We start from the raw sequence: 24,198 nt of genomic DNA on the forward strand, positions 1-24,198 counted from the left end.
AATAAACTTCTTTTGTATCTTTGTCGTTCAGAAAAAACAGTCGCACGACTTGAATCTAACATAACTTAATTAAAGAATTTATGAAAACAAACTTAAGTTCTCAAATCACTCTCAACAGGGTCTCCCCCAGATACTACAGACCAGAGAATGCATTTGAACGGTCGGTATTAACCCGACTTGAAAAAATTCCTACTGATATTTATGAATCTGTAGAAGAAGGTGCCAACTACATCGCTCGCGAAATAGCACAAGTAATACGCGATAAACAGAAAGCAGGACGCTTCTGTGTTCTGGCATTGCCGGGTGGTAACTCACCACGTAATGTGTATTCCGAGCTAATTCGTATGCACAAAGAAGAAGGCCTCAGCTTCCGCAATGTGATCGTATTCAATATGTACGAATACTATCCATTGGTTCCGGACGCAATCAACAGCAATTTCAATGCCCTGAAAGAGATGTTCCTCGACCATGTGGACATTGATAAGCAGAACGTATTCACCCCGGACGGAACCATTGCTAAAGATACGATCCTGGAATATTGTCGCCTGTATGAGCAACGTATCGAAAGTTTCGGAGGTATTGACATTGCTCTTCTGGGTATCGGTCGCGTAGGTAATATCGCTTTCAACGAACCGGGTTCACGCCTGAACTCTACCACTCGCCTGATCTTGCTGGATAACAGCTCACGCAACGAAGCTACCAAGATATTCGGAACAATGGAGAACACTCCTATCAGTTCTATCACAATGGGTGTATCTACTATCTTGGGTGCCAAGAAAGTATATCTTCTGGCATGGGGAGAGGACAAAGCCAAGATGATTAAAGAATGTGTGGAAGGTCCGATCACAGATACAATTCCTGCATCTTATTTGCAGACACACAACAACGCTCACGTAGCTATTGACCTTTCAGCCGCCAGCAACCTGACACGTATTCAGCGTCCCTGGTTGGTGACTTCTTGCGAATGGAACGATAAACTGATTCGTAGTGCCATCGTTTGGTTATGTCAATTGACTGGCAAGCCCATCCTGAAACTGACCAATAAGGATTACAATGAAAACGGCTTGAGCGAACTTCTGGCTCTCTTTGGTTCGGCATATAATGTAAATATTAAGATATTCAACGACTTGCAGCACACTATCACCGGTTGGCCTGGTGGCAAGCCGAATGCTGATGATACGTATCGTCCCGAACGTGCAAAACCGTTCCCGAAACGTGTTGTTGTATTCTCTCCGCACCCGGATGACGATGTTATCTCTATGGGTGGCACTATCCGCCGCCTGGTAGAGCAAAAACATGAAGTACATGTAGCTTACCAAACATCGGGCAACATCGCTGTAGGTGACGAAGAAGTAATCCGTTTCCTGCACTTCATTAATGGTTTCAACCAGATTTTCAATAACAGCGAGGACCTGGTAATCAATGAAAAATATTCGGAGATCCGCAAATTCCTCAAAGAGAAGAAAGACGGAGATATGGATTCACGCGATATCCTGACTATTAAAGGTCTGATTCGCCGTGGCGAAGCCCGTACGGCTTGTACATACAATAACATTCCGTTGGACCGCGTTCACTTCCTGGATCTGCCATTCTATGAAACAGGCAAAATCCAGAAGAATCCTATCAGTGAGGCAGACGTAGAAATTGTACGTAACCTGCTTCGCGAAGTGAAGCCTCATCAGATATTCGTAGCCGGTGACCTTGCCGATCCGCACGGAACCCACCGCGTTTGTACGGATGCTGTGTTTGCTGCTATAGATTTGGAAAAAGAAGAGGGAGCCAAATGGCTGAAAGACTGCCGTATCTGGATGTATCGTGGTGCATGGGCTGAATGGGAAATTGAAAATATCGAAATGGCAGTGCCTATCAGTCCGGAAGAGTTGCGTGCTAAACGTAATTCCATCCTGAAACACCAGTCGCAAATGGAAAGTGCTCCGTTCTTAGGTAATGACGAACGTCTGTTCTGGCAACGTAGCGAAGACCGTAACCGTGGTACAGCTGCACTTTATGATAATCTTGGTCTTGCTTCTTATGAAGCAATGGAAGCATTCGTAGAGTATATTCCGTTATAACAATTAGTAAATAATCATAAAGAAGAGTGAGGAACAGAGAATTCTTCACTCTTTTTTTGTTTACAAATAAAAGACAAATTAATATGAAGAAAGAAGAGACTCATTACCGGCTCCTTCCAATGGCAGGAGCTTATAACATGCGCGACCTTGGAGGTTATCGCACCATTTATGGCAAACATGTGAAATGGAAAACTTTTCTGCGTTCAGACGACATGAACAAACTGACATCCACAGACCTGGATTATCTCACTCTATTACCACTACGAACCGTGATCGATTTCAGAGGCGAAGCCGAAAAGGAAGCAGCAGCCGATCATTTGCCACAGACTGTGTCCAAGCATATCCCATTGCCCATCGAAGCCGGCAATATGAGTGATATTGCACATTTTGACAAAAACAACCTGAGTGCTGTCATGGAGGAAGTGTACGCATTCATCGTTCGCCATATGCAGGATACATACAAAGAATTTTTCCGCATCCTGACAGAGAAAGCCAATACCCCACTCCTCTTCCACTGTTCTGCCGGGAAAGACCGGACAGGCATTGCAGCCGCATTGCTGCTTTCGGCTTTAGGAGTGGAACGCGATACAATAATAGAAGACTATATGCTGTCAGCTCAGCATATCCAGGCCAAATATGATTTTATCACAAAAGATCATCCGGAACTAAAACCGCTGACTACCGTGAGAAAAGAGTATCTGGAAACGGCTTTCCGTGTGATAGATAAAGAATTCGGAGGAATAGAAAGTTATCTGATAAACAACCTTGAAGCAGATATAGAGAAACTGCGTAATTTATATACAGAATAACGAAAATTACTCTACTTTTGCAGGCTAAGATTTTCACCACAGAGAACACAGAGCTTTATTATCCGAATAAAACGCAGATTAACGCGAATGAACGCAGATTAGAGTACTGATATTCTTTCTTTTATATTTGTATTTTGCAAAAATCTGCGTTAATTTGCGTTTCAATCAGATAAATAATACTCCGTGTTCTCTGCGCCCTCTGTGGTAAACCGTAATAATTGAAGTTTATGAGAAAGCTATACTTATTCCTGCTGTTACTTATTGCAGGAACCAATTTACTCTTTGCGCAAGCCATCGAAAAAACAGTAGAAGATCGGCTGAATGAATTCTTCAACAGCTACACCTCTGCCTCTGCTAAAATAAAACAGCCCACATTACAAAGTGTAGAAATTGACTTTGACCGAAAGCAACTCACAATACAGGCTTCAGAAAGTTTTGCTTATCAGCCCTTTCTACCCGAAACAGTTGAGTCTATTTATAATCAGGTAGAAAATATTCTCCCTGGCCCGGTACGTTTTTTCGATGTTACGATATACGCCGATGGCAGACCCATAGAAGACCTTATCCCCAATGCCTACCGCAAAAAGAAAAAGGACAAAACCCGGCTTTCATTGAATACTGACTATAAGGGAGCACCCTGGGTGACAAATACATCGCGCCCATACGAAATATCCCGTGGACTGCAAAACCGACACATCGCTCTCTGGCAGAGTCATGGACAGTATTTCAAGAATGAAAAAGGCGAATGGAGCTGGCAACGTCCCCGGCTGTTTTGTACAACAGAAGACCTGTTTACGCAATCGTTTATCCTGCCCTATGTTATCCCGATGTTGGAGAACGCAGGTGCCAACGTTTTCACTCCACGCGAACGGGATACGCAGAAGAACGAAGTAATTGTTGATAACGACACGAAAAACGGTTCTATCTATCTGGAAATGAAAAGCCGCAAGGCCCGTTGGGAAACAGTAGGTGGAAAAGGATTTGCATCTAAAAAACGTATCTATAAAGATGGAGAGAATCCTTTTCTGGACGGCACAGCACGCTATGCCCGTACAGAAAAGAAAAAGAACAAAGCCTTTGCAGAATGGATTCCGACCATCCCACAAACAGGTAACTATGCGGTATATGTATCCTATCAGACACTACCTAACAGCGTAAGTGATGCCAAATACATTGTGTTTCATAAAGGAGGAGCTACCGAATTTAGTGTAAACCAGCAGATAGGCGGAGGTACCTGGGTATATCTGGGGACTTTTGAGTTCGACAAAGGCAATAATGATTATGGTATGGTGGTACTCAGCAATGAGAGCAAAGAGAATGGCGTCGTGTGTGCGGATGCAGTACGTTTTGGAGGAGGTATAGGAAATATCTCACGAGGCGGAACCGTCAGCGGACTTCCGCGCTATCTGGAGGGAGCACGTTATTCTGCTCAATGGGCAGGTATGCCGTATGAAATATATGGTGGACGAAAAGGAGAAAATGATTATGCCGACGATATCAATGCACGCTCCAATACACTCAATTATCTATCCGGCGGTTCAGTGTTCAACCCCAAAGAAAAGGGATTGGGAGTACCGTTGGAAATGACCTTAGCCCTGCACAGTGATGCCGGATATAGTAAAACAGACGAAATAATCGGCTCATTAGGCATATATACCACCGATTTCAATAACGGCTTGCTGAACACAGGGATGGACCGCTATGCCTCGCGTGATCTGGCAGATATCTTATTGACACAGTTGCAACGGGACATCCGCACTACCTACAATATCCCCTGGACCCGGCGTAGCATGTGGAATCGCAATTACAGCGAAACACGCTTGCCGTCTGTACCCTCTACGATCATAGAACTACTATCACACCAGAATTTTGCAGATATGCAACTGGGGCACGACCCTAACTTCAAGTTCACCGTAGGACGTGCTATTTACAAAGGTGTACTCCGCTTTGTGAGCAGCCAACACGGAAAGGAATATGTTGTACAACCGCTTCCTGTAAGCAACTTCGCCCTTCAGTTCGGTAAGAAAAAAAATACCCTCGAACTCTCCTGGCAAGGAGAAAACGATCCGCTGGAACCAACCGCCACTCCACGTGAATATGTAGTATATACCCGCATCGGCTATGGCGGCTTCGATAATGGTGTACTGGTGAACCACCCTTCCTATACCCTAAAAATAGAGCCGAGCCTTGTGTATTCATTCAAAGTCACAGCAGTCAACCGCGGTGGCGAAAGTTTCCCCTCAGAGATATTATCGGCCTATAAAGCAAAAGATGAAAAAGGGAAAATACTTATCATCAATGGTTTCGACCGTCTGAGCGGGCCGGCTATCATCAACACACCTACCAGTGCAGGGTTTGATCTGGAAGAAGATCCGGGCGTACCCTATTTATACAACATCTCCCTGAGTGGGGCACAAATCGGATTCGACCGGAAACAAGCCGGCAAGGAAGGGAAAGGCAGTTTGGGACATAGTGGCAACGAACTGGAAGGAATGAAAATCATTGGAAACACATTTGACTATCCATTTATTCATGGTAAAGCAATTCAGGCAGCAGGACACTATAGTTTTGTATCATGTAGTGATGAGGCTGTAGAAAACGGACGGGTACAACTGGAAGAATATCCCATTGTGGACTATATCCTGGGACTGGAAAAAGAAGATCCCGTCAACCGCGCATATTACAAAACATTCTCCTCGCCTATGCAACGGATCATTACGGCTTACTGCCAATCGGGAGGTAACATTCTCGTCAGCGGCTCTTATCCTGGAAGTGATATGAATACTTCGCAAGGTAACCGGGAGTTCACACAAAAAGTTCTGAAATATGGCTATCAAAGTTCACTGCGCAACAGCCTGTCCGGACAGATCAACGGACTGGGACGTACTATTTCCATTCCCCGCCTACCCAATGAAAACAGGTATGCGGTGACTGCACCGGATTGTATAGTCCCCGTAGCACCTGCCTTTTCCGTATTCACATATAGTCCGGATAACCAAAGTGCAGGTATTGCCTACAAAGGAAATTACCGCACATTTGTTATGGGTTTCCCCTTCGAAAGCATTGAATCGGACAAAGACCGGGCAATGGTTATGGCAGCAATACTTAACTTTTTTAGTGAATAGTGAATAGTGATTAGCGATAAGTGATTAGCAGGCTGCGCCATCATGCCGCATGGCACTAATCACTTATCACTTATCATTAATCACTATTCACTAATCACTTTTTTAATTAATTTCCCCCCTATTTGTTCAATCTCTCGCGAAAAGTTCTATCTTTGTCCCTATCATTAACCTCTAAAATAAAAACATTATGTATACCATACAAGCAAATCCCAGCGGCACACGCAGCATGGAAGTTTCCGAAGAAAACCTGAAAACCATTGAAAAATATGCCCTCTTCCGTCACCTGATTGACAGTAATGGTATTGTAGACGAAGCTGTTCTTGATAAACTCAAACTCAACGTCCGTTCGCTTATCGCCAGCCAGGAAGAAGACAGTAAAGACCTGCTTGACCTCTGCATAGACGTGATCTATCACAATAACATGAAAGCATTCGGCCTGCAACAGCTTATCAAACTATACCTTACCTGGCTTAACTCCCAAGAAGCAGAAGAGGAAGAATCATGATTACCGCCGACACTCGTGGAACGACTGCTTACAGTCCGTTAATCCCGGCCATAAAAGCCATATGTAGCGCCCAACCCGGCGAGACAGTGAAGATTATTATGGATAATGCTGACGCATTTCAAGACTTAAAAGAATACTTATCGGAACAAGGCATCGGTTTTCGCGAAATCTACGGTAGCGAACAAATGACTTTGCAGTTTACAAAACTGGAATGAAGGAAATTCACCACAGAGGGCACAGAGTTTCACAGAGTTCTTTTTTTTATTAGAAATCAGCTAAATAGTACTCTGTGTTACTCTGTGGTGAAACATATTCCAAACCGCATTAAATATGAGTGAAGTACAACAAAAATTAAAAGAGTTACCGGGATCAGCCACCCGGAAAATCAACAGTATATATGGTAGCATAGACAAGTTTTATGCTACCGTTTATCTTATTGCCCGCAATGAGCACCAGTGCCAAATGATGGCTGTGCCGGCTGCCGACCAACGAATGAAAACCATTCGTGCCTATCAGGGTCTCATACGTTTCATGCTCGACGAACTTGGTCTCGACGGAAAAGACATTATGGATGCCATAGCCAGTGACTATCTGGAAGATTTCGTAAACTACCGCGAACAAAGCTTCGGCATGACAAATGAAGAGTTCATCTCTATTATCAAACGAATCGGTTAACCGGATGGATATTCTCCTCATTATCATAGGAAGCATCTGCCTGTTGGCAGGACTGATAGGGTGCATCGTCCCGATGCTTCCAGGTCCGCCCATCGCCTATATGGCTTTGGTATTGCTTCACTTCACCGACAAAGTACAATTCACAATAACTCAGCTTTTCTTGTGGCTGCTGCTTGTCGTAGCTATTCAGGTGCTCGATTATTTTATCCCGATGTTCGGGGTGAAACGGTTTGGTGGCACCAGTTGGGGTAACTGGGGTTGTATTATCGGTACTTTCGCAGGACTTTTCCTGTTTCCTCCCTGGGGTGTTATCATCGGTCCGTTTGCCGGAGCATTTATAGGAGAGTTATTAGGAGGGAAAGAGACACATCACGCCCTCAAAGCCGGATTTGGAGCTTTTGTGGGATTCTTAATGGGTACTGTACTAAAAGTTACCATATGTGGCTGGTTCATTTTCTGCTTTATCAATGCATTAATTCAATCTTAACGATCTATCTATGAAACACACGAAATCACTGACTTGTCTATTAACTTTGTTCTCCTTCATTACATCCGTTACCATAAAAGCGCAGGATGATAGAGAGTGGCATACTATTCAGATAGAGAAATTAGGGATTAGTGCCTCTTTTTACCAACAACCCACAGCCACTACTAAATTAGACGGTGAGGAAAAGAACTATCGTTTTGAAAATATAGTAGAGGAAGAAGAACATCCCAATAAATCTTACCTCATCAGTATCTGGGAAACAACAAACCCATCTGATTCAGGATATGCAGAAAAGAAAGAGATGCAACTTATCACCCAGAAGCTGCATGGAAGCAATCTGGAACTCATGGACAAGAATATCTTTTCCAAAGGGGGAGTTCCTATTACACAATATACTTTGAAAAATATCAATGGAGAATACATTCTTTTCTTTATTGGATATAGCAAGAACAAGGTATATACCTCAGAGATACATTGTAAAAAAGACCAGGAATTCAACTACGAATGCCTAAAATTTATTCAGAGTTTTTATATCGACAACTATATCAAAGAGATACAGAAAATCAGTCTTGATAGTTTAAGTTGTAGCATCCTTTTTCCTTATCCACCCGAAGTATATAAAATAGATAATCCGGAACCCGAAATGATATATGCAATAGAAGCATATGCCCCAACTCCCCAAAAAGAAAAAGAGGTAACTATCTGGATTGGCGAAGAGGAAGAAACCATCAAGATGTATCAATATGAAGACTCAGTGAGTTATTATAAACTATCAGAGGCACTTCTTTCAGAAACCATTCCGGAAACGATGTCAGCCGAAACGGTGAATTTATTATTGCAGCATTTCGTTCACTCGATGGTAAGTACTTCTAACGGGAAGTTAATAAAGAAAGAAGAAATCCAAAGAGGCAATCTACAAGGAATAGCCATTACGGTACAAAGTGGTAATACAACCGAGACCCTTCTTTATCACATGTTTTTAAAAAATCGCAAGATATATATTCTGATGGCCGCACTGCAACGTGGAGTAAGAACGAACTACCCTGCCGTCACCCGATTTATGGAATCCTTTCACATAAAATAAATGTGCAGTTATAAATTATCCGTATCTTTGCAGCATGAAAGAATACCGACTTACCGACTGGCTGCCCACTACCAAGAAAGAAGTAGAACTGCGCGGATGGGATGAACTCGATGTCATCCTATTCAGTGGAGATGCCTATGTAGACCACCCCTCCTTCGGGCCGGCTGTGATTGGCCGCATTCTCGAAGCACAGGGATTGCGGGTAGCCATTATCCCCCAACCTAACTGGCGCGATGATCTGCGCGACTTTAAGAAGCTGGGACGCCCCCGTCTGTTCTTTGGCATTTCGGCAGGATGTATGGATTCTATGGTAAACAAATATACTGCCAATAAACGCCTTCGCAGTGAAGATGCCTATACTCCGGACGGACGCCCGGATATGCGTCCCGAATACCCTTCGATTGTATACAGCCAGATACTGAAAAAGCTATACCCGGATGTTCCCGTTGTACTGGGTGGCATCGAAGCAAGCTTGCGCCGGTTGAGTCATTATGACTATTGGCAGGATAAAATACAGAAAAGTATCCTGTGTGACAGTGGTGCCGACCTGCTCATCTATGGCATGGGAGAGAAGCCTATTGCCGACCTTTGCAAACGACTGCAAACCACCCATGAGATGCCGACCGACCTACTGCAAACAGCTTATTTACGAAACAATACGGAAGACGTAACCCGTGCGGAAGATGATATCGAACTTTACTCGCACGAAGAATGCCTGAAAGACAAGAAAAAGCAGGCCGCTAACTTCCGCCACATCGAAGAGGAGTCGAATAAATATGCCGCTGCGCGTATCCTGCAAGTTGTAGGAAAACAGGTTGTAGTAGTCAATCCGCCCTATCCGCCCATGACGCAGGAGGAACTGGACCACTCGTTCAACCTACCCTATACCCGCCTGCCGCATCCCAAGTATAAAGGAAAGCGTATCCCCGCCTATGATATGATTAAGTTCTCGGTAAACATCCACCGGGGATGCTTCGGAGGTTGTGCCTTTTGCACCATTTCGGCACACCAGGGCAAATTCATCGTAAGCCGCAGCAAGGATTCCATTCTCAAAGAAGTAAAAGAGGTGATGCAATTGCCGGACTTCAAAGGCTATCTTAGTGATTTGGGAGGTCCTTCGGCCAATATGTATAAGATGGAAGGAAAAGACGAAACAGTCTGCCGGAAGTGTAAACGCCCGTCATGTATCCATCCCAAAATATGTCCGAATCTGAATACAGACCACCGTCCCCTGCTTGATATCTATCATGCAGTAGATGCACTGCCGGGCATTAAGAAATCATTTATCGGTAGCGGGGTACGCTATGACCTGCTACTGCATCAAAGTAAAGACCCTGCAGTAAATCGCAGTACCAATGAATATACCCGCGAACTGATCGAGAAGCATGTTAGCGGACGACTGAAAGTTGCACCGGAACATACCAGCGACCGCGTTCTCAATATTATGCGCAAGCCCTCGTTCAGCCAGTTCGGAGAGTTTAAAAAGATATTCGACCGCATCAACACCGAGAAAAACCTGCGACAGCAACTCATTCCTTACTTCATCTCCAGCCATCCGGGCTGCAAGGAAGAGGACATGGCTGAATTGGCCATCATCACCAAACGACTGGACTTTCATCTGGAGCAAGTACAGGACTTCACCCCTACCCCGATGACCGTTGCAACAGAAGCATGGTATACCGGATTCCACCCCTATACACTGGAACCGATATTCAGTGCCAAAACACAACGAGAGAAACTGGCACAACGCCAGTTCTTCTTCTGGTACAAACCGGAAGAACGCCGGAATATCATCAACGAATTGCGGCGCATCGGACGCCAGGACCTGATAGAGAAACTGTACGGAAAGAGATAGAATACAGTATCATACTATGCTGCTTGCAGTACACGCCTTGCCTGCATGGAGAGTACGCCTTGCCTACAAACAGGTAAGGCGTACTCTGCAAACAGACTCTACAAGGCACACAGACACGGGTAGGTTTATTCTTCCTGTTTCACCGGTAAAGCCACCATTTCCTGCAATATACTCACGGCAGTCTCTACATTCGGGATATCTTTTATTACCATCGAACGGCGTCCGTTCTGTTCGCGCAAATCGCAACGGCGGGTGTACTTCATCATATAATCTATCACCTTACCAAAAGCCTGGCTCTGATAGAACGGGCTGTCCGGATTGGATACGAAAAACAACGTCATACGTCCTGCTTTAAGGAATACCTTTTCCGCTCCCAGACGGGCTGCAAGGCGACGAAGCGGAACGATACGAAGCAGTTCCTCCGTCTCGGAAGGCACAGGGCCAAAACGGTCTTCAAGCCGCGAACGAAAAGCCTCCACATCTTTGTCCAGAGTCAAACCGTCCAACTCGCGATACAGCAACATGCGTTCACTACTTCCTGTGACATAATTGGCAGGTAACAACAATTCAAGATCGCTCTCCACCTGGCACTCATCCACAAACTGCTCGCCACTGACAGCTCCTTCACCTTTTATCTCGTTGGCATACAACTCGGCAAACTCGTCTGTCTTCAACTCATACACGGCCTCTGAAAGGATTTTCTGATACGTCTCATATCCTAAGTCGGCAATGAAACCACTTTGCTCCGCCCCCAGCATATTTCCTGCACCACGGATATCAAGATCCTGCATGGCAATGTGGATGCCGCTCCCCAGATCGGAGAAATTTTCGATAGCCTGCAATCGTCTCCTCCCCTCAGGAGTAAGTGACGAAAGCGGAGGGGCAAGCAGGTAACAGAATGCCTTCTTGTTGCTACGTCCCACGCGCCCGCGCATCTGGTGAAGATCACTCAAACCAAAATTCTGCGCCTGGTTTATGATGATGGTATTGGCATTAGGGATGTCAATTCCACTCTCGATAATCGTAGTGGCAAGCAACACATCATAGTCATAATTTACAAAGTCGAGGATAATCTGCTCCAGATCGGCAGGCTCCATTTGCCCGTGTCCGATAGCGATGCGGCAATCCGGAATATGCCGTTGTATCATAGCTTTCAGTTCCGGCAGATTCGCTATACGGTTGTTTACAAAGAATACCTGCCCGTTGCGGCTCATTTCGAAATTAATAGCATCGGTTATGATCTCTTCATTAAAAGTATGCAGTTCCGTTTGTATAGGATAACGGTTGGGCGGCGGGGTAGATATCACGCTCAGATCACGTGCTCCCATCAGCGAAAACTGGAGCGTGCGCGGGATAGGCGTTGCCGTCATAGTCAGCGTATCTACGTTCACTTTCAGTTGGCGTAGTTTCTCCTTTACAGATACACCAAACTTCTGTTCTTCGTCAATAATCAGCAGACCGAGATCTTTGAAATGCACATCCTTACCCAGGATACGGTGCGTACCGATAAGGATACCCACTTCTCCTTCTTTAAGTCCTTTAAGTACCGCTTTTGTTTGTGCGGCAGTACGGGCACGGCTCAGATACTCCACTTTACAGGGGAGTCCTTTCAGTCGTTCGCGAAAGGTTTGAAAGTGCTGATAAGCCAACACGGTAGTAGGTACCAGTACTGCCACCTGTTTATTATCGGCCACTGCCTTAAAGGCGGCGCGGATAGCCACTTCTGTCTTTCCAAAACCCACATCCCCACAAACAAGACGATCCATCGGGCGATCACGTTCCATATCTGCCTTCACCTCGGCAGTAGCCTTACTCTGGTCGGGCGTATCTTCATAAATAAAAGAAGCCTCCAACTCACGCTGCAGAAAGCTATCGGGACTATAGGCAAATCCCTTTTCCTCACGGCGCTTTGAATAAAGCAGAATCAAATCGCGGGCAATATCTTTAATCTTGGTTTTAGTACGTTCCTTTAGTTTCTCCCAAGCACCCGTACCCAGTTTATTCAAGCGGGGAGCTTCTCCCTCTTTACCTTTGTACTTCGATACTTTGTGCAACGAATGGATAGACACAAAAACCACATCCTCGTTCTGATACACCAATTTCATGACTTCCTGAGTGGTATCACCGTTAGGGATACGTACCAATCCTGAAAAACGCCCCACCCCGTGATCGGTATGCACCACATAGTCACCGGGGGTAAACTGGTTAAGTTCTTTCAGCGAAAGAGCTACTTTTCCCGAACGGGCTTTATCACTTTTAAGGTTGTATTTATGAAAACGGTCGAACAACTGATGATCTGTAAAGATACACAGACGCAGGGCATCATCGGCAAACCCTTCGTGCAAAGTACGCTCTACTGCAATAAAAGGTATCTCGTCACCTCTATCTTCAAAAATAGCCCGTATGCGTTCAGTCTGTTTCCTGCTGTCACTACAGATATAAAGCGAATACCCCTTCTCACGATATTCTCTGAAAGAAGCGGCTACCAGATCGAAGTTCTTATGAAAAATAGGTTGTGCCGTTGTCTCAAACTCAATCGTAGCATCCGGTGTTCCGGTGGGCCTGTTGCCAAACTCCATCCTTCGGAAATCAAGAGCGCGAACGGTAAATTCGGCACCATCAATTAATTTCCCTTCAAGCTTAATCCCCCCATTCTCTTCGGCTTCCTGCACTGCAAGTGCCTGCGGAGTCAATGCCTCATCATGAACAGTCTGAATACGTTCGCGCAACCAAAGAAAATCACGCATGGCCAATATCGTATCTTTCGGAATAAAATCAAGGAATGAAGAAGACATTGCCCCTGCCAGCGCCAGATCAGGAACGATAACAATGCTATTTTTCTTCTCACGCGACAGCTGTGTATCGACCTCAAATGTGCGGATACTCTCTACTTCGTCTCCGAAGAAATCGACACGATAGGGATACTCCGACGCAAAAGAAAAAACGTCAATGATACTACCACGTACAGCATATTGTCCCGGTTCATAGACATAATCTACATATTCGAAACCGTAGCTATGCAACACCTCCGTGATAAAACCGGAGTCAACATGCTCACCTACATTCAGCTTAAGAGTTTTGTCGTCCAGTTCTTCCTGCGAAACAACTTTCTCCGCCAATGCATCGGGATAGGTAACAATGCACAAGCCCTTTTCTCCTTTCTGCAAACGGCTGAGCACCTCGGTACGGAGTATCTCATTGGCTGCATCCTTCTGACCATACTTGATGGCACGACGAAAAGAAGAAGGGAAAAAAAGCACTTGCTCCCCTCCCAACACCTGTGTCAGGTCATGATAAAAATAACCGGCTTCCTCCAGATCGCCCAGAATAAACACAAAAGGAGACGGACTTTTCTGTATCAACGCTGATGAAAAAAGCGAAGCAGAAGAAGCGCACAATCCTCCACAAAAAATATGATTTACAGAAACGTCTTTCAGCAATTGACACATAACAGTCACGTTGGGATGAAAGGCGTATTGTTGTTGCAGTTCGGTGATAGTCATTGTTCCTGTTTTTAACTCGCCAAAAGAGCCAAAGAGTCCCACTGAGTTTTAAGAAAAAAATAGAACCCTTGTAAGATAATTGTGCTCTCCGTGGTGAAAATCCTCGCAAAAGTACTAAATTATCCTTAGTTTTGATACACTATTTTCGGTAAGTAACGGAAAAGCGTTACATTTGTCTGCAAATACAGATACGATTATGCACACACCATCGGACAGCATTGTTATCATACCAACCTACAACGAGCGGGAAAATATAGAGAATATTATCCGTGCTGTTTTCGGGCTGGAAAAAGAGTTTCATATTCTCATCATCGAAGACGGCTCGCCGGATGGAACAGCCGCCATCGTGAAAAAATTGCAAGAGGAGTTCCCCGAACGTCTGTTCATGGTGGAGCGCAAAGGTAAACTCGGATTGGGGACTGCTTATATTGCAGGTTTTAAATGGGCACTTGCCCGCCATTATGAATATATCTTCGAGATGGATGCCGACTTTAGTCACAATCCGCAAGATCTGCCCCGCTTGTACAAAGCCTGTGCAGAAGAAGGAGGCGATGTGGCAATCGGTTCGCGTTATGTCAGTGGAGTAAATGTAGTAAACTGGCCTATGGGACGTGTTCTTATGTCGTATTTCGCATCCAAATATGTCCGGTTCATAACCGGAATACCGGTACACGATACCACTGCCGGGTTCAAATGTTACCGACGTTGTGTACTCCAAACCATAGACCTGGACAATATCCGGTTTAAAGGATACGCCTTTCAGATAGAAATGAAGTTTACGGCTTATAAATGCGGATTCAAAATAATCGAAGTCCCTGTCATCTTTATCAACCGGGAACTGGGTACCTCCAAAATGAACGGTAGTATTTTTGGCGAAGCTGTATTTGGAGTAATCAAGCTGAAACTAAACAGTTGGTTTCATAAGTATCCCCAAAAAGTGGGAAACAATAAACAGTGAACGACTAAGTCTAATGGGTAATTTAAAATTGTAGATTTCAGATGAAAAGAACACTTATAAAGAATGCAATCATTGTAAACGAAGGGCTTCAAGTACCTGGTTCGGTGATTATAGAAGGAGAAAAGATAGCGGAAATATTGGTTGAGAATCAGGAATCTGCCGTTCCTTGTGACGAAATAATCGATGCAACAGGATGCTATCTACTGCCCGGAGTTATCGACGGTCATGTTCATTTCCGTGATCCGGGATTAACTCACAAAGCAGATATCACCACCGAAAGCCGGGCAGCAGCCGCCGGCGGAGTAACATCTATCATGGATATGCCCAATACCAGTCCGCAAACAACAACGCTGGATGCCCTGAACGCCAAGCTCGACCATCTGGCTGAAAAGTGTTCTGTAAACTACTCCTGTTATTTTGGCGCTACCAACAACAACTATCCTCTGCTCGAACAACTGGATAAGCACCGTGTATGCGGTGTCAAGCTATTCATGGGTTCGAGTACCGGCAATATGCTGGTGGACAAGATGGCCAGTCTGCTGAATATATTCAACGGAACCGATCTGCTGATTGCCACCCACTGTGAAGATCAATCTATCATCAAAGACAACACAGTCAAATATCTGGAAAAATACGGAGTAGATGGCGATGTACCGTTAAAGTATCATCCCAATATCCGTTCGTCGGAAGCCTGTTATCAGTCTTCCGAGCTTGCTGTTCGTCTGGCGCGTATAGCCGATGCCCGTCTGCATATACTGCACATCTCTACTTCCAAAGAGTTGCAACTGTTCGAGAATATTCCATTATCAGAGAAACGAATAACGGCCGAAGCATGCGTTGCCCATCTGCTATTTGCTTCCAGTGACTATCAGGAACTGGGCACACGTATCAAGTGTAATCCTGCTATCAAAAAGAAAGAGCGAAATGCGCTGCGCGATGCTGTAAACTCCGGACTTATTGATTCAATTGCCACTGACCACGCCCCTCATCTGATCTCCGATAAAGAAGGAGGTGCCTTAAAAGCAGCATCCGGCATGCCTATGATACAATTCTCCCTTGTAAGTATGTTAGAACTGGTAGATGAAGGCATATTTACCCTTGAAAAGGTAGTAGAAAAAATGTGCCATGCCCCTGCCGAAATATACGAGATACATAATCGTGGCTACATACGGACAGGCAATCAGGCCGACCTGGTACTCGTTCGCCCCAATAGCGAATGGACTGTAAATAAAGAGTGTATTCTTAGCAAATGCCAATGGAGTCCGTTAGAGGGACATACTTTCCGCTGGAAGGTTGAAAAAACTTTTGCCAACGGACATTTGTTATATTCCGATGGAACGGTAGACGAAAATTATCGTGGACAGGAATTGAGATTTAGAAATTAGTGATAAACGGTTAGTGATTAGTGATTAGTAGCTGCGCTGTGATCCGCATGGTACTAATCACTTATCACTACTCACTAATCACTATTCACCGACCATTTATTATTAAAAACTTGTCAACAATAGTATCATATAAAATTCACGAAGTCAGTCCCTATATCAATTGGATCTACTTCTTTCATGCATGGGGCTTTCAACCCCGTTTTGCTGCGATAGCCGATATACATGGGTGCGATGTTTGCCGTGCTTCCTGGCTAACATCATTTCCGGAAGAAGAACGCCCCAAGGCTTCGGAAGCTATGCAACTCCTCAAAGAAGCCAATCGGATGCTGAACTTACTGGACGAAGATTTTGAAGTAAAAACAATCTTTAAGCTCTGCCAGGCAAATTCACAGGATGACAACCTGATACTGGACGGCATTACTTTTCCCCTGCTTCGCCAGCAAGCTAAAAAACGCGAAGGAGGTCCATTCCTTTGCCTGAGTGACTTTGTCCGCCCCTTGTCATCTGGCATAACCGACACTGTGGGTGCTTTTGCCTCCACAATCGATGCAGATATGGAAGGGCTTTATGAAAAAGATCCATATAAACACCTCCTTGTACAAACCCTCTCCGACCGCCTTGCAGAAGCTGCAACAGAAAAGATGCACGAATATGTGCGCAAAGAAGTCTGGGGATATGCCAAAGAAGAGAATCTGACCATCCCCGAATTGCTCGTAGAAAAGTATCAAGGCATTCGCCCGGCTGTAGGCTACCCTTCCCTCCCCGATCAGTCAATAAACTTTCTGCTCAACGAGCTTTTAGATATGAGGCAGATCGGTATATCACTTACAGAAAACGGGGCCATGTATCCGCATGCCTCTGTCTGTGGTTTGATGTTTGCACATCCTGCTTCCGAATACTTCTCTGTCGGCAAAATCGGAGAAGACCAGTTACTGAATTACGCAACCCGCCGGGGAAAATCAGTAGAAGAAATGCGAAAGTTCCTGGCAGCAAATTTACAGGATTAGTTGAATAAGGCTGATAATCAAGCCATAAGAAAGTACGTACTTTGATACTACAAAAGTACGTATTTAACGCACTGTTAATATGCATTTTAAGTCACTGTTAAAATACTAAGTTTGCCATCAAAATATAAAAGGCATATATTCTAACATTCATAAAAATACTTCCTATCTTTGCACATCTCGCTGTGATTTTTCTTATCCCCCAACGACTAACAATCTAAAAAGCAATCGAGAAAAAAGCCAATGGATTCAAAAGCCACGCAAGTCAACGAAAGTGTAGAACAGGAATTCCTATCGGTCATCCGGGAGTATGAACGGGTTATATATAAGGTGTGCTACCTTTATACTACTCCCAATGCTACGCTCAATGATCTCTACCAGGATGTGGTGCTCAATCTTTGGAGAGCTTATCCAAAATTTCGGAGGGAATGCAAAATATCAACCTGGATATACCGCATTGCACTAAATACTTGTATCAGCTTTATCCGCAAAGAAAAAAACGTACCGGAGTTTGTAACGCTGAGCCGCGAAGCCGACTGGATGACCGAAGACAATGACCCACTCCAGGAAATGCTAAGGCAATTGTACCGGATGATAAACCAACTGGGGCAACTCGATAAATCTATCATTCTGCTTTATCTCGAAGAAAAAAGCTATGAAGAAATGGCCGAAATCACTGGGCTTACCGTGACAAATGTGGCAACCAAACTGAGCCGAATTAAAGACAAACTTAAAAAAATGAAGAAGGAGGAATAATAGATGGAACTGGATGAACTTAAGAAATCATGGAATGCACTGGACGAACATCTGAAAGATAAGAAGCTGGTCAAAGATGAAGAAATATCCCAGCTCATTAATCATGCGACGAAAAACATCAACGAAATGAGTCGACTTAACAAAAGACTACGTATCATTTCACTGACAATTATCGCACTACTCCTGTTTACGTTCATATACGATGGCGTATTTCCGGATATTTATTATCAGATTATCCTGATAGCATTGGTACCAGCTTTGGGATGGGACTTGTTTAGCTCCCGTTATTTGAGTAATACCTCAATAGATGAATTACCACTTGTGACCGTTATATCCCGTTTCAACCGCATTCACCGATGGGTGATTCGTGAACGGATGATAGGGATAGGCTTCATTTTATTCATGGCTGTGTTCTTTTTCTTCTATCGGGAGGTGTGGCAACACGGTACCGGAATGATCATTTTCTTTTTCATTATATGGACCGTATGCATCATTATCCCGCTTTGGATATATCGTAAAAATCTGAACCGGCTTCGCGAGATAAAGAAAAATCTCGGAGAGTTAAAAGAACTGAAAGATAATAATTAACTTAAACCATACTCTCTCTATTTTCTCTAACAAAGTAAAGTCTTCTCTGTTTATTAAAACGGAGGAGACTTTCGTATCAAAAACAATAATCATACATATGTTACAACGAATTTTTATTTTTCTAACACTAATAGTTATTTTACCGGACATCTATATCTACCAGATGTTTATCGCACGACAAATGGTACATCCGGTCTTAAAAGTGCTTTATTGGGCTCCCACCTTCTTCCTGTTAGCAGGACTTATCTACCTCACATTCTTTACTCCCGAAGACTTCGTAAGTCAGCACATGCGGGAGATCGGCTGGTTTGCCGTTGTATTGTTCCTGTTCGCATTGCCTAAATTGAACTTTATGTTGTGTTCAGTTATCGGACTTCCGTTCAATTACCTGTTACATTGGCCCAAAACACCGTTTGTATATGCCGGATTAGTGCTTGCCGCAATCAATGCAGGAGTTATTCTGTACGGCTCCCTGATTGGTAAAACTCAGTTTGAAGTGAAAGAAGTTGCCTATTACTCCTCTAAACTGCCACCAGCTTTTAAAGGATATCGTATCGTTCAACTATCAGATATACATATAGGTAGTTGGGAAGGAAATGCGCGGGCACTGCAACGTATGGTTGATCTCGTCAATGCCCAGCATCCGGACTTGATTGTTTTCACCGGAGACCTGGTGAATAATCAAGCGAAAGAGTTGGACGGATTTCAGCAAATCCTATCCGGATTACGTGCCAAAAATGGTGTTTACTCTATCTTGGGAAACCACGATTATGGACCTTATCACAAGTGGGAGAGCCAACGTGCGCAAGTCGAGAATCTCGCCGATCTGAAAAAACGTGAGGCAGAAATGGGCTGGAAATTGCTGAACAATGAGCATGTTATCCTGCATCAGGGCAATGACAGTATCGCCCTGATTGGAGTAGAAAACGAAGGCGAACCGCCTTTCTCACAACATGGTGATCTGACCAAGGCAATGCAGGGAACCGAAGGTATGTTTCAGCTATTGTTGAGCCATAACCCCACACATTGGCGGCGGGAAGTATTGCCCCAATCCCAAATAGACCTGATGCTGGCAGGACATACACATGCCATGCAAATGGCATTGGGACACCATTCCCCTTCCTCTTTTGTCTATCCGGAATGGAGCGGAATGTATTCTGAAGAGGGGCGAAACCTGTACGTAAACGTAGGGTTGGGATTTGTCGGATTGCCTTTCCGCTTCGGCGCATGGCCCGAAATAACGGTTATTACACTGAACTAATCACTATTTCACTCTTCCCGTTTACCGATTTATGTAGTTGTATCTGCACGGAGATGCGTTCGCTCATCTCCTGCACATGAGAAATGACTCCAATCTTTCGTCCCTGCATTTGCAACTGTTCCAATGCTTCCATAGCAGTGCGCAAACTATCGGCATCCAGTGATCCGAAACCTTCGTCAATAAAAAGAGATTCCACTTTCAGATTGTTGCTCGACAGGGATGAAAGCCCCAGTGCCAATGCCAGAGAAATAAGAAAAGATTCACCTCCGGAAAGAGAATAAACAGTACGCACTTCATCACACATATCGCAGTCGATAACTTGTAAAGCCAGTGTTCCGGATACTTGCTGGAGCTTATATCTCTTTGATAAATAAGATAAGTGCTTGTTGGCATGAAGCAACAAGAGGTTGAGAGTGTAGCTCTGGGCAATTACTTTAAACTTTGTTCCGTCAGCACTGCCAATCAGTTTATTCAGTTTCCCCCATTGCTCGGCAACAGCCTGTTTTTCTTTCCATTCAGCTTCTATCTCTTTCAGTTTTTTCTTGTTTTGCTCTTGCTGCAACAAACAGGCTTCTACTGTCGATAGCCGACGCTCTGTTTCCTGATTGGCAGACTGGCACGCAGCAATTGCTTCGGACAATGTTTCAGGATTCTCAATCTGTTTTTGTTGCTCACTCAGTTCAAGAATATTCCGGGACAGTTGTTTTAGCTCTCCCTGTATACCTGAGAGATTGGTTTGCACCTGCTCCACCGATTTACGGGCCGATTCCAACGCATCATTCAGCTCCTTCTCTTTACGGCGTACCACGGCCTCTGCTTCATCCGCCGGTTTTCCTTTCAGAAGGGTGGCACGCTGTTGCTGTAACTGCTGCAACTGCTCACTGACTGTTTTAAAATGGGTGCGTTGTGTCGTTTCCGTTTGTTGTACCATGGCCAATTGTTCGGCTATAGCAGCAGCTTGCTGCATCAATAACCGGGACCGGGTGATTCCCTCACGGAGCGATTCACAATGGTGGCGCAACTTCTTCAATCCTTCATCCTTTTGCTGCCATTCTGCATATAGTTGCTGATACTGGTTTATTCTACCCTCCAGTTCCTGTAAGCGTTGTCGCAATGTTTGCAGACAAGTATCAAAATGTTCCGGAGTACGTTCTGTTTCAGAATAAGCAGCAAGTACCTCTTCTTGAGTTTTCTCCTGGGCAATGATATTACGAACATCGCGTTGAAGAGCTATACAACGGTCATTGAGCTGTTTATGAGCATCAACAGCTATACGGTATTCTTTTTCTATGGAGTGGTAAAGCGTGTCTGCCATTTCTCTGTCTTGCCCGTAAGGGTGTGAAAGACTGCCACAAACGGGACAAGCTTCGCCCTCTCGCAGATCATGACGCAAAGCCACTACATCTTTCCCCATAGCCATACGGGCATTCTCGTAAAGCCGTTGCAAAGAGGCAGTTTGCTCCTGTTTGGCAAGCAATTGCCGAGTTAAAGTATCAAGCTCTGAAGATATTACTTTCTGTTTTTCACGCAACTGATTCAGCAATATACTGGCTTGTAAAGCATGTTGCAAGCGGGATTGTTCTTGCAAAAGTTTATTCTGCTCCTCACCTACAGACTGGATACCAAAAGCATTAAGCCGGGAAACACGGTCGTCATTTTCCTTTTGAAGAAGAACTAATTGCTGCTCTTCGCGGACGAGAATATGCTCTATCCGATCCAGATCTGTGGACAGAGACGGATTGAATGCATCCTCACTCTTCAAAAGACGATTAATAGCACTACAAGAAGCGCTCAGTGCCTCTCTACTGACGCGATGTCTTTTCTCAAGATCAGCAACCTGTTTCTGCGTGAGTTGCAGAGTTTGTTGAGATTGCTTGTAATCAGTTTGCAAACTTTGCAGGCGAACATCCAGTTCACGTGCTTTCAGTAATTCGGGTTGCAGGGCTTCCCACTGTTCCCGAAAATGAGCAAGATACCCAGTCTGTGCAAGCAGACCTTCGTGGAGTTTCTTTAGTTTTTCTGTTTCTACAGATTCCTCCTGCTGCTTTTTAGCGAGTTGTTCTTGTTTCACCACAAGAGAACGGACAATATTGAATTGTGCATTCAACTCGGCAAGCCGCTTCGTTCCTGTAGTGCGAAGTTGAATCAATCGTTCTTTCTCCTTTTGCAGATTTTGTAATTCATCTTCCGGGAGAAGCTCAATAAGGCTGATACTGTTTTTGAGAAGATTCATTGCTTCATCAGCCGCTTTACTACGAGTGTATATCTCTCGTGATATGCGGGAATAAATCTCAGTACCCGTGAGTTTCTCCAATAATTCGGCTTTGGCGGATTCACGGGATTTCAGAAAAGTCGCAAAATCGTTTTGGGCAAGCAACACCGTACGGGTAAACTGCTCGTAGGTAAGCCCAACCAGAGAAACCAGTTGCGCCAGAAGTTCAGTCTTTGTACCCTGCAAATCCTCTTCCTTATCCAGATCAGTAACCTGAAGCGTCTGAGGTTGTAAAGAACCCGTGGCCTTACTGCGTGCCCGCCGGACAGACCAACGGGAACGGTAACGCCGTCCGGTCGCCCCCAGAAAATCAACCTCCGCAAATCCTTCTCCCGTCCCACGGCGAAGAATGTTTTTTACATCAGACTGATTCACCTGATTCTCTCCTACATCCGAAAGAAAAAGACTCTCTCCCGAAGCAGCGAAACGGGGTGTCTTATCATAAAGAGCTAAACACAAAGCATCTAATATCGTAGATTTCCCGGCTCCCGTAGGACCGGAAATTGCAAATATACCAGCTGACCGAAGAGGTTCAACAGTGAAGTCCACCTCGAAAGTCCCTTCGATAGAAGCCAGATTCTTAAGTCGTATTGTTAGTATTTTCATTCCGCCTCCCTCATCGCCTGCTGAAACAAACGTTCCAGTTCTTCCGGCATCTCAGATTGATATATATTTTCAAAAGTCGCTTTCACGATCTGTAACGGATTCATTTCCTGAAGTCCGGCAGCTAACACCTCTTCTTCCAGGGTATTCTCTTCTGCCTGCCGATAAACAGATACGATGCGTGCCAAGCGAACCGCCTTATCGGCAATTGCCTCTTCTATTTGTTGACGAAGCATTGGTTCCGGTTCTGTCAAAAGGACTTTTATTTCTAAATAAGGAAAATGTAAACTTCTCTCTGTTTGTTCTCCCTCTGCCTCTTCCGAAGCCAACGGCAAATGTGCAAGCTCCTCCAAAACCTCTTCGGGAGTAGCAGCCTTTCCTCGCGGTACACTCAAAAGACCTACCAGCGGAATGTATTCCCGCTTCTCAATCTCTACCGCCCACCCTTCTGCAAGAGTCACTATCACTACTCCATGATGGTACTCCCTCTCTGCAAAAGACATCGGCAAAGGGCTACCGGCATAGCGTACATTCTCCCTGCCCGACACTCGTTGAGACTTGTGTATATGCCCCAAGGCTGTATAAGCAATCTGCTCTGTAAAAGCATCCGGAGAGACACACTCCAACCCTCCGATGATGGTTCGTTCACTGAAATCACGTTCGGCAATTTCTGACCCTGTGGCTTGCAAATGTCCCACTGCCACAAGAGCCTGTCCGTCTTTACGCCGTTGCAGCGCCCGTTCTTGCAATCGGGCATAAAGTTCTTTCACACCTTCGGCATACGGGTTACCATCTGTTGTAACAACCGGATAATCTCCCTGCCGCAAAAAAGGAACCGCCAGACAGAGGGCTTCTACTTCTCCTTCACTATTCTTTAACTCTACAATCAAATGATCATAATCAATCTCTCCTTCATGTCTCCGGACAATACCTCTAATCTCCGTACGCATCTCCTGCAACAAAGGTAAGGGTGCTTCAAGACGTGCAGCAGAATCATGATTGCCTGCCACAACTACCAGTTGCAACTTCGGATTCTCTTCCGTCACCTGACGGATAAAACGATAAAACATGTGCTGGGATGCTGCGGAAGGATTGGAAACATCAAAAATATCTCCCGCAATCAATAATACATCAATCTTGTTTTCTTTTAACTCACGGGCCAACCATTGGAGAAAGTGCGTATGCTCCTCCACCCTGTCATAACCGAAAAAGGTCTGTCCCAGATGCCAGTCGGCTGTATGCAATATACGTATCAT

At 44.7% G+C, this 24,198-nt stretch carries 18 protein-coding genes; 15 read left to right on the forward strand and 3 right to left on the reverse strand.

What is annotated here, in order from left to right; translation table 11 throughout:
- Window positions 1-80: 80 nt before the first annotated feature.
- The 9 genes from QX565_RS19300 (at window position 81) to QX565_RS19340 (ending at window position 10,612) form a co-directional block, all read left to right on the forward strand.
- Window positions 81-2,072, forward strand: coding sequence for a glucosamine-6-phosphate deaminase (locus tag QX565_RS19300; protein WP_221648794.1), 1,992 nt, complete (start codon window positions 81-83; stop codon window positions 2,070-2,072).
- Window positions 2,073-2,155: 83 nt separating this feature from the next.
- The gene (locus tag QX565_RS19305; RefSeq protein ID WP_221648795.1) at window positions 2,156-2,881 is read left to right on the forward strand and encodes a tyrosine-protein phosphatase; all 726 of its coding nucleotides are present in this window, start codon (window positions 2,156-2,158) and stop codon (window positions 2,879-2,881) included.
- A 227-nt stretch (window positions 2,882-3,108) separates the two neighbouring features.
- Window positions 3,109-6,006: a golvesin C-terminal-like domain-containing protein gene (locus tag QX565_RS19310; protein WP_289294004.1), complete on the forward strand. Its 2,898-nt coding sequence runs from the start codon at window positions 3,109-3,111 to the stop codon at window positions 6,004-6,006.
- 187 nt (window positions 6,007-6,193) lie between these two features.
- Entirely contained in the window at window positions 6,194-6,511 is a 318-nt protein-coding gene (locus QX565_RS19315; protein WP_007484951.1) for a DUF8442 family protein, read from the forward strand.
- The gene (locus QX565_RS19320; RefSeq protein ID WP_221648797.1) at window positions 6,508-6,726 is read left to right on the forward strand and encodes a sulfurtransferase TusA family protein; all 219 of its coding nucleotides are present in this window, start codon (window positions 6,508-6,510) and stop codon (window positions 6,724-6,726) included. Before QX565_RS19315 ends, QX565_RS19320 begins: the two co-directional genes overlap by 4 nt.
- Window positions 6,727-6,841: 115 nt before the next feature.
- A complete protein-coding gene (locus tag QX565_RS19325; RefSeq protein WP_007484949.1) occupies window positions 6,842-7,186 on the forward strand; it encodes a hypothetical protein in 345 nt (114 codons plus the stop codon).
- A gap of 4 nt (window positions 7,187-7,190) precedes the next feature.
- The gene (locus QX565_RS19330; protein WP_221648798.1) at window positions 7,191-7,673 is read left to right on the forward strand and encodes a DUF456 domain-containing protein; all 483 of its coding nucleotides are present in this window, start codon (window positions 7,191-7,193) and stop codon (window positions 7,671-7,673) included.
- A gap of 10 nt (window positions 7,674-7,683) precedes the next feature.
- Window positions 7,684-8,757, forward strand: coding sequence for a hypothetical protein (locus QX565_RS19335; protein ID WP_289294005.1), 1,074 nt, complete (start codon window positions 7,684-7,686; stop codon window positions 8,755-8,757).
- A gap of 34 nt (window positions 8,758-8,791) precedes the next feature.
- Window positions 8,792-10,612, forward strand: a complete 1,821-nt coding sequence (locus QX565_RS19340) for a YgiQ family radical SAM protein (RefSeq protein ID WP_289294006.1) — start codon at window positions 8,792-8,794, stop codon at window positions 10,610-10,612.
- Between the two features lie 125 nt (window positions 10,613-10,737).
- On the opposite strand, the gene mfd is transcribed toward QX565_RS19340, so the two are convergent.
- Window positions 10,738-14,115: a transcription-repair coupling factor gene (mfd, locus tag QX565_RS19345; protein WP_289294007.1), complete on the reverse strand. Its 3,378-nt coding sequence runs from the start codon at window positions 14,113-14,115 to the stop codon at window positions 10,738-10,740.
- 196 nt (window positions 14,116-14,311) lie between these two features.
- On the opposite strand from mfd, the gene QX565_RS19350 reads away from it, so the two are divergent.
- The 6 genes from QX565_RS19350 to QX565_RS19375 all read left to right on the forward strand — a co-directional run bounded on the left by QX565_RS19350 (window position 14,312) and on the right by QX565_RS19375 (window position 20,067).
- Window positions 14,312-15,073, forward strand: coding sequence for a polyprenol monophosphomannose synthase (locus tag QX565_RS19350; protein WP_221648802.1), 762 nt, complete (start codon window positions 14,312-14,314; stop codon window positions 15,071-15,073).
- Between the two features lie 41 nt (window positions 15,074-15,114).
- Entirely contained in the window at window positions 15,115-16,458 is a 1,344-nt protein-coding gene (locus tag QX565_RS19355; protein ID WP_221648803.1) for a dihydroorotase, read from the forward strand.
- 110 nt (window positions 16,459-16,568) lie between these two features.
- The gene (locus QX565_RS19360) at window positions 16,569-17,465 is read left to right on the forward strand and encodes a vitamin B12 dependent-methionine synthase activation domain-containing protein (RefSeq protein ID WP_221648804.1); all 897 of its coding nucleotides are present in this window, start codon (window positions 16,569-16,571) and stop codon (window positions 17,463-17,465) included.
- 240 nt (window positions 17,466-17,705) lie between these two features.
- Window positions 17,706-18,218 (forward strand): RNA polymerase sigma factor, encoded by a 513-nt coding sequence (locus QX565_RS19365; RefSeq protein WP_002561746.1) that lies wholly within the window; start codon window positions 17,706-17,708, stop codon window positions 18,216-18,218.
- 3 nt (window positions 18,219-18,221) lie between these two features.
- Window positions 18,222-18,806, forward strand: coding sequence for a hypothetical protein (locus QX565_RS19370; protein ID WP_007484939.1), 585 nt, complete (start codon window positions 18,222-18,224; stop codon window positions 18,804-18,806).
- Between the two features lie 97 nt (window positions 18,807-18,903).
- Window positions 18,904-20,067: a metallophosphoesterase gene (locus QX565_RS19375; protein ID WP_289294008.1), complete on the forward strand. Its 1,164-nt coding sequence runs from the start codon at window positions 18,904-18,906 to the stop codon at window positions 20,065-20,067.
- Here the strand turns inward: QX565_RS19375 and QX565_RS19380 are convergent.
- A complete protein-coding gene (locus QX565_RS19380) occupies window positions 20,054-22,945 on the reverse strand; it encodes an AAA family ATPase (protein ID WP_221648806.1) in 2,892 nt (963 codons plus the stop codon). The two genes, QX565_RS19375 and QX565_RS19380, sit on opposite strands and share 14 nt — an antisense overlap.
- On the reverse strand, window positions 22,942-24,198 hold the full coding sequence (locus tag QX565_RS19385) for an exonuclease SbcCD subunit D (RefSeq protein WP_221648807.1): 1,257 nt from the start codon (window positions 24,196-24,198) through the stop codon (window positions 22,942-22,944). Before QX565_RS19385 ends, QX565_RS19380 begins: the two co-directional genes overlap by 4 nt.

The organism is Bacteroides sp. 41_26 (assembly GCF_949740115.1).
Taxonomy (GTDB): Bacteria; Bacteroidota; Bacteroidia; order Bacteroidales; family Bacteroidaceae; genus Bacteroides; species Bacteroides nordii.